The organism is Actinophytocola sp. (genome assembly GCF_045807065.1).
GTDB lineage: Bacteria > Actinomycetota > Actinomycetes > Mycobacteriales > Pseudonocardiaceae > Actinophytocola.
The window spans coordinates 1-6965 of the sequence record NZ_JBJMIE010000018.1 but is presented as its reverse complement, the minus strand read 5'-3'; the positions used below and the strand labels follow the sequence as shown (position 1 = coordinate 6965).

At 70.2% G+C, this 6965-nt stretch carries 7 protein-coding genes and 1 pseudogene; 3 read left to right on the top strand and 5 right to left on the bottom strand.

Annotation, left to right across the window (positions count from 1 at the left end; all coding sequences use genetic code 11):
- The first annotated feature begins 767 nt into the window (after window positions 1-767).
- Entirely contained in the window at window positions 768-1406 is a 639-nt protein-coding gene (locus ACJ73U_RS01100; protein ID WP_407775576.1) for a TetR/AcrR family transcriptional regulator, read from the top strand.
- The gene (locus ACJ73U_RS01095; protein ID WP_407775575.1) at window positions 1403-2149 is read left to right on the top strand and encodes a sugar isomerase domain-containing protein; all 747 of its coding nucleotides are present in this window, start codon (window positions 1403-1405) and stop codon (window positions 2147-2149) included. The genes ACJ73U_RS01100 and ACJ73U_RS01095 overlap by 4 nt, the downstream gene beginning before the upstream one ends.
- A 61-nt stretch (window positions 2150-2210) precedes the next feature.
- Here the strand turns inward: ACJ73U_RS01095 and ACJ73U_RS01090 are convergent, their stop codons facing one another.
- Entirely contained in the window at window positions 2211-2675 is a 465-nt protein-coding gene (locus ACJ73U_RS01090) for a cupin domain-containing protein (protein ID WP_407775574.1), read from the bottom strand.
- Between ACJ73U_RS01090 and ACJ73U_RS01085 the strand changes: the two genes are divergently transcribed.
- Window positions 2674-3726: a dihydrofolate reductase family protein gene (locus ACJ73U_RS01085; protein WP_407775573.1), complete on the top strand. Its 1053-nt coding sequence runs from the start codon at window positions 2674-2676 to the stop codon at window positions 3724-3726. The two genes, ACJ73U_RS01090 and ACJ73U_RS01085, sit on opposite strands and share 2 nt — an antisense overlap.
- Here ACJ73U_RS01085 and ACJ73U_RS01080 read toward each other — a convergent pair whose 3' ends face one another.
- The 4 genes and pseudogenes from ACJ73U_RS01080 to ACJ73U_RS01065 form a co-directional block, all read right to left on the bottom strand.
- On the bottom strand, window positions 3727-4050 hold the full coding sequence (locus tag ACJ73U_RS01080; RefSeq protein WP_407775572.1) for a GGDEF domain-containing protein: 324 nt from the start codon (window positions 4048-4050) through the stop codon (window positions 3727-3729).
- A 42-nt stretch (window positions 4051-4092) separates the two neighbouring features.
- Window positions 4093-5322, bottom strand: coding sequence for an MCE family protein (locus ACJ73U_RS01075; protein ID WP_407775571.1), 1230 nt, complete (start codon window positions 5320-5322; stop codon window positions 4093-4095).
- On the bottom strand, window positions 5322-6485 hold the full coding sequence (locus ACJ73U_RS01070; protein ID WP_407775570.1) for an MCE family protein: 1164 nt from the start codon (window positions 6483-6485) through the stop codon (window positions 5322-5324). Before ACJ73U_RS01070 ends, ACJ73U_RS01075 begins: the two co-directional genes overlap by 1 nt.
- Window positions 6482-6965, bottom strand: a pseudogene (locus ACJ73U_RS01065) (ABC transporter substrate-binding protein); the annotation flags it as partial. The gene ACJ73U_RS01070 and the pseudogene ACJ73U_RS01065, both read right to left, overlap by 4 nt.

The following is a 6965-nucleotide window of genomic DNA, read 5'->3' as shown; positions in this document are numbered from 1 at the left end:
TGACGGCCTGGCGGCCGTCACCCTTGACCCGCGAGCCTCCGCCGCCCTGGGCAGGCCCCTCCGGGGGCAGGCTGGCGCCTGCCTGCCTTGCCCCCGCCACCACCACCGAACGCCACTGAGGTCCACGCTTCCGCCACCCTGGCCACGGGGCGGCAGGTCGGGGAGCTTTGGCAACTCAGGCAGCTGGTTCGGTTTCGCCCCGCTGGCCACATCGCTGGGGCCAGTTCCGTCACTTTGGCCACGGAGCTTGGGTCGCCTCCGCCACCTTGACCACGCGGCCGGCAGGTCGGGGAGCTTCGGCAGGTCGGGCAGCTGGTTCGGTTCGCCGCGCTGGCCACAGGGCTTGGGTCGCTCCCGTCACCTTGCCCCGGGGCTCGGGTCTTCTCTGCCACTCGACGAGGGGGCTCGGGTCGCTTCAGCCACTCCGGCCAGTGGGTTTGGTCGCCTTCGCCACTTGCCGCGGGGCCGGGCGCCTCAGATACCTCGGCCGCAGGGCTCGAGCCGCCCCCACCACCCTGGCCATGGAACTCGGGGCCTCCGTCACCCCCCGCCTCGGGCCTGGCTTGGGTTGCCTCCTTCGCCGCCCAGACAAATTCGCCCATTACCCTCCCCACCCGACCAAATGCCCCCAAAGCCATCGCCCACCAAGGGCCTGGACGATACCGGCCTATTTGCACGTTTGTCGGGATGGTGACCTCGTTGTCTTGCCTGGTCACGTGCCAGTAACCTTGCTCATCGCAGCTTTCGCGACGGGGAAGGACCAACGCATGCCGCGTACCGAAACGGTGGCACGGCGCACCTATGGCGGTCGCTCGGCGGCCGATCGCAGGGCCGAGCGGCGGGAACGGTTGATGGAGGCCGGGCTCCAGTTGTTCGGCACCGAAGGGTATGCGGCGGCGTCGATCGAGAAGTTGTGTACGCATGCCGGTGTGTCCACGCGCAACTTCTACGAGGAGTTCCATTCGCGGGAGGATCTGCTGATCGCCTTGCACGCTCGGGCGAACGAGCGTTCGTTCCGGGCGGTGCACGCCGCGTTCGAGAACGCGCGGGACGCGGCGCTCGCGGAGCGCTTCGAGTTGGCCGTGCGTACGTTCATCCAGACCATGGCCGCCGACGGGCGCCTGGCGCGCGTCGCCTACGTCGAGATGATCGGGGTCAGCAACACCGTGGAGAAGCACCGCATGGCGTGGCGCAAGCGCTGGTGGGACTTCATGGTCGCCGAGGCCGACCGTGCGGTGCAGCGCGGTGAGGCCCGGCCTCGTGACTTCACGTTGCCCGCCCTCGCGGTGATCGCGTCGGTCAACGAGATGGTCCACCACTACTCGCTCAACCGGGGAAGGATCACGTTGGACGAGATCATCGCGGAGGTAGTGCGGTTTGCGGTCGCGGCGGTGACGGCCCCATGACCGTGTCCGCCGCCGCATCCTCTGCCGCCCTGCTCGAACGGCTGACCGCGATCGCCGGCACCGATGTGACGCCCGCTGCCGCGCTGCTCGCGGAGTCGGTGCGGAACAACGGGGTCATCCAGGCGTTCGGCACCGGGCACTCGCAGGGCACCGCCCTGGAGATCGCCGGCCGGGCCGGTGGGCTCGTGCCGTCCAACCGCATCGCGCTGACGGACCTGGTGCAGTTCGGCGGGGAGGACCCGGCCGTGCTCGCCGACCCGATGCTCGAACGGCGCGGGGACGTCGTGTCCCGGCTGTACGAGCTGGCCGCACCCGCGCCCCAGGACGTGTTCGTGATCGCCTCCAGCTCCGGGGTCAACTCCTCGGTGGTGGAGATGGCGCACGTCGTGACCTCGGCCGGGCACAAGCTGGTCGCCATCACGTCGTTGCAGCACAGCAGCCAGGTCCCGGCGCGGCACGAGTCCGGGAAGCGGCTGTCGGACCTCGCGGACGTCACTCTCGACAACGGCGCGCCGTTCGGTGACACGCTGCTGCCGCTGCCGGACGGGACGTCCGTGGGCGGGGTGTCGTCGCTGACCGCCGGGCTGCTGGTCCAGATGATGGTCGCGGAGACGGTCCGGCTGCTGGTGGAGTCGGGTTACGAGCCGCCGGTGTACGTGTCGAACAACGTGCCGGGCGGGCACGAACGCAACATCAAGCTCGAAGCGCTGTACGAGGGACGGATCCGGCGCACGGCCAGCTGACCAGGCCCGGCTCGGCGGTCGTCGGTGAGCGGGCACCCACTTCGGCGACCGCCGGCGGGCGCTAGACCATGTACTGGTCGTGGCTCGCGAGGAACTCCGCGTACTCCTCGTCGCTCAGCTGGCGGCCCGTCTCCCGGATCTCGACCAGCTCGGTGAAGTACTTCTCGCGGGGTGCGCCGGGTGCGAACAGGATCAGCATCGAGGCGAACTCGTCGCTCTCGTTGCGGAAGGCGTGGATGCCGTTCGGCGGGACGTACAGGTAGTCGCCCTTGACCGCGGTGACCCAGTTCGCGCCGTCGAACAGGCGGACCGCGCCGTCGAGGATGTAGAAGCTCTCGGAGAAGGTCTTGTGGTAGTGCGCCGCGGGGCCGCCGGCCTCGGGGTTCATGTCCCACTGGAACAGCCCGAAGTCGCCGCCGGTCGTCGTGCCCGTGGCCAGGAACCTCGTGTTCACGTTCGGGCCACTCAGCTCGGGAGGGGTCGCCGCCGGCCGGTACGTCGCGCTGATCTCACCGGTGAAGGACATGTCTGCGATAGTAGGGGAGATCATGTACATCCTGTTGAGCTGTGCGATCTCCCTCGACGGCTACCTCGACGACGCCACCGACGAGCGGCTCGTCCTGTCCAACGCCGCCGACCTCGACCGCGTCGACGCCGAACGAGCCGGGGTGGACGCGATCCTGGTCGGCGCGAACACGATCCGCCGGGACAACCCCCGCCTGTCGGTGCGCTCGCCGGCCCGCCGCGCGGCACGGGAGGCGGCCGGGAAGCCGGCGACGCCACTGAAGGTGATCCTCTCATCACGGGACCTGCCGGCCGACGCGGCCTTCCGCGCGGACGGCGCGGCCCTGATCACGCACGGCCCCCTCGACGCGGTCGTCAAGGACCTGGCCGACCGCGGCGTCGAACGCCTGATGGTCGAGGGCGGCGGCCGGGTCCTGACGGAGTTCCTGACGGCCGGCCTGGCGGACGAGCTGCAGCTGGTGACGGCCCCGTTCTTCGTCGGCGACTCCGCGGCCCCCCGGTTCGTCCACGACGGACGGTTCCCGCGCACGTCCCGCTCCCGCGCGGTCCTGGCGTCGGTGTCGACGATCGGCAACGTGGTGCTGCACCGGTACCTGGTGAGCGACGAGGCGATCGACCACCACTGGCTCACCCGCGCCATCGAGCTGTCCCACCGCTGCCCCCCGTCCACGACCGCGTTCAGCGTGGGCGCCGTCATCGTCGACACGGCCGGCGAGGCGATCGCGTGGGGCTACTCCCGCGAGACGGACGACCTCGTCCACGCCGAGGAGTCCGCACTGGCCAAGCTCCCCCCGGACGACCCCCGCCTCCGCACCGCGACGATGTACAGCTCGCTGGAACCCTGCAGCCGCCGCAAGTCCCGCCCGGCGTCGTGCAGCCGGCTGATCCGCGAGGCCGGCATCCCCCGCGTGGTCTTCGCCCTCCGCGAGCCGTCGACCTTCGTGGTGGGCGAAGGCGCGGAGGAACTGACGTCAGCCGGTGTGGCGATCGTCGAGTGCCCCGAGCTGGCCGACCAGGTACGCGAAGCGAACCGGACGCAGCTCGGCGCGTAGCTAACGATCTCCCCGGCCACCGGCGGCACGCACGGCGTTGCCTCCGCTGGCCTTCGCGGCGCGGACCGCGACGTCGGCGGCGTGGAGCAGCACGTCCAGGACGGTCCCGTGCCAAGGCTTACCGGCCACGCCGATCGACGCGGTCTGACCGGTGACATCGGCCACCTCGTCGAGTGGATCGATCGTGGGCACCGAGAGTTCGGCTATCCGCGCCCGGAGCCGCTCCGCGACCAGCATCGACTGCGCGATGTCGGCGTCCGGACCTGCTCGGGGTGAGCGCGCGAGCGCCTCGGTGGCGGCCGCGAACCCGCCGAAGAGCCCCACAGCGCGTAGTCCCAGGCCACTGACCCAGGGTAGCCGCCGTGGCTAGGCGGGTAGGGCGAGCAAACCCGACAGGGTGGTCGGGGCGCCGCCCGGCCAGGAGAGAATGCCCGGCAGGCCGGGGACCTGCGGCTGGGGTGCCGCGGCGGAGGGCGGGACCGCCACCGGTTTGCCGCCGTACGGGGCGTTCTGGGAGCCGCGGACCCCGATCGGGCTGCCGGGTGGTTCGGCGCAGTACGCCTGCTCGTTCACCGGCACGTCGGTCAGCTCGTCGGCGCCGCGCTGGTGGGTGCCCTCGTAGCCCTTCGTGCAGGACAACGGGTCGAAGAACGTCAGCACCAGGCCGAGGTGGCCGGTGCCGTCCGGATTCGCGCCCGGGGCGGTGGCGGTGATCATCGGGAACGCCACCAGCAGCTCCTCGATCGAACCGGTGCGGGTCGACGTGATCTGCATGGTGGTCAGCAGGTTCGCGATGACCACGCCCAGGTCCTGGCCGGAGTCGTGCAGGAGGTCGTCCACCTGCACGGCCACCATCGGGGTCACGTCGATCAGCTTGCGGAGGTCCGGGTTCGACGTCTTCAGCTGCTCCGCCAGCAACCGCAGCGACGAGCTGTAGTCCAGGATCTGTTGCGACTGCTCGGCCTGCGTGTCGAGCACCACGCGCCCGTTCGCCAGCAACGACGTCGTCTGCGGCAGGTGCGCGGTCGCCGCCGACGTCAGCCTGCCCGCGCTGTCCAGCAGCACCCGCAGCGCCGGGCCCGAGTTCTGGAACGCCGCGTACAGCTCGTCCACGGTGGTGCGCAACGAGTCCTGCGGCACGCTCGTCACCAGACTGTCCAGGTTGGACAGCAGAACGTCAGGCCCCGCCGGCGTTCTGGTCCGGGCCACCGGGATCACCGAGCCGTCCACGAGGTAGGGGGCGCGGTCGTCACGTGGCTGCAGGTCGACGTACTGCTCGCCGACCGCGGACCGGTTGGCCACCACCGCGAGCGTGGACGCGGGGATCTGGGGTGTGCCGTCCTCGATGTCGAGGATCACGTCGACGCCGGTGTCGGACAGGACCAGCCGCTCGACCCGGCCCACGGCCACGCCCCGGTAGGTCACCTCGGCGTTCGCGAAGATGCCGCCCGAGTCGGCGAGCCGCACGGTCACCCGGTAGCCGCGCGCGCCGAACAGCCGGTCCAGCCCCGCGTAGGTGCCGCCGACGTACATGATGCCGACGACCGCGATCAACGCGAACACCAGCAGCCGGATCTTGGTGACGCGCAACAACATCAGTGACCACCACCCAGTAGCGAGCCGAGCAGGCCGAGCAGCCCGCCCGGTGACGACGACTCCGGCGGGGCGGGCAGTGTGGGCACCGGCAGCGGCGGTTCCACGTTCGGGTTCGACTGCGGGGTCGGCGTCGGGTTGAGGCCGGGGATCGGGATCAGCGGCGTGCTCGCGTTCTCGATGTTGTCCAGCAACGCGGACAGGTCGAGGTCGAACGTGACGTCCACGTTCACGTAGTCGCCCTTGATGTCGTTGAGGGCGTAGTCGGTGAACGGGTAGGTCACCAGGAACTGCAACGACTTCGGCAGGTCGGTGCCGGCCTTGGCGAGCTGCTGGAGCGTCGGGGCCAGCAGCCGGAGGTCGTCGGCGATGTCGTCGCGGCTGCGGTCGACCACGTCGACCGCGACGTTCGACAGGTTCTCCAGCGCGTTCAGCATGGTCACGAGCTGGTCCCGCTGCTCGTTCACGACCGCGAGCCCCGGCCCGAGCTGGTCGAGCGCGACCTTGATGTTGTCGGTCTGCGCGACGAGGTTCGTCGACAGGTGGCTCAACGCGTCGATCGCCTTCGTGATGTTGTTCTTCTCGCCGTCCAGCACCTTCACCACGTCGTCGATGTTGGACAGCGTGGCGCGTAGCTCCGGTTCGTTGCCGTCCAGCGCCCTGTTCACCTCGTCGACGATGGTCGACAGCTGTGCGATGCCGCCACCGTTGAGCAGCAGCGACAACGCGCCGAGAACCTCCTCGATCTCCGGGTTGCGGTTGGTCCGGTCGATCGGGATCACCGCGCCGTCGCGGAGTGTGCCCTCGGGTGTGTCGGGCGTGCGCAGCTCGACGAACTTCTCCCCCAGCAGCGAGGACTGCCGCAGTTCGGCACCCGCGTTGGCCGGCAGCCGCACGTCGCCGTTCACGAGCATCGTCACGACCGCGGTCCTGTTGTCGCGGGCCAGCTCGATCCGGTCGACCCGGCCCACCGCGACGTCGTGCACCTTCACCCCGGCGTGGGGCACGAGGTCCAGCACGTCACCGAAGTGCGCGACCACGCGGTAGGGGTGGTCGCCCAGGTCCGCGCCGCCGGGCAGCGGCAGCTGGTACATGCCGGAGAACCCGCCGGCGCTGCTGCACCCGGCGAGGACGAAAACAAGAGCCAGCAACAGGATCCGCTTCATCTGCCACCTGCCGTCGTCGCGGCGGACAGGTCGACGAGTGGGATCGGCAGCGGCGGCAGCTGGCCGTTCTCCAGTGCCCGCAACGCCTCCGCGGGGGTCGGCAGCTTGAGCGTGCCGTCCAGGTACGGGGCCAGCTGCGTGCACAGGTCGCTGATCGTCTTCGGCAGCTGGGTGGGCGTGGCCGCCTTGAGCGTGCGGCACAGCAGGAGCACCGGCGGGTAGGTCAGCTCGTTGAGGTTGCCGCGGATCGCGAACGAGGCTGAGGCGGCGTCGTAGGTGTTCAGGAAGTTCGACATGGCCAGTGGCGCCACGTCCAGGACCTCCGCGAGGGCACCCCGCTGGTCGACGAGTGCCTGGGTCACGCCCGTCAGTTTCTGCACGTTGGACGAGATGAGGTCCTTGTTGTTCGCGATGAAGCTCTGCACGTCGGTCAGCGCGGTGCCGAGCGAGCTGAGGGCGGTGCCGAGGTCGTCCCGGTCG

What these genes read in the sequence shown, in the direction of transcription:
- ACJ73U_RS01100 (WP_407775576.1), top strand. Translation starts at nt 768, where the DNA reads ATGCCGCGTACCGAAACGGTGGCACGGCGCACCTATGGCGGTCGCTCG.
- ACJ73U_RS01095 (WP_407775575.1), top strand. Translation starts at nt 1,403, where the DNA reads ATGACCGTGTCCGCCGCCGCATCCTCTGCCGCCCTGCTCGAACGGCTG.
- ACJ73U_RS01085 (WP_407775573.1), top strand. Translation starts at nt 2,674, where the DNA reads ATGTCTGCGATAGTAGGGGAGATCATGTACATCCTGTTGAGCTGTGCG.
- ACJ73U_RS01090 (WP_407775574.1), bottom strand. Translation starts at nt 2,675, where the DNA reads ATGTCCTTCACCGGTGAGATCAGCGCGACGTACCGGCCGGCGGCGACC.
- ACJ73U_RS01075 (WP_407775571.1), bottom strand. Translation starts at nt 5,322, where the DNA reads ATGTTGTTGCGCGTCACCAAGATCCGGCTGCTGGTGTTCGCGTTGATC.
- ACJ73U_RS01070 (WP_407775570.1), bottom strand. Translation starts at nt 6,485, where the DNA reads ATGAAGCGGATCCTGTTGCTGGCTCTTGTTTTCGTCCTCGCCGGGTGC.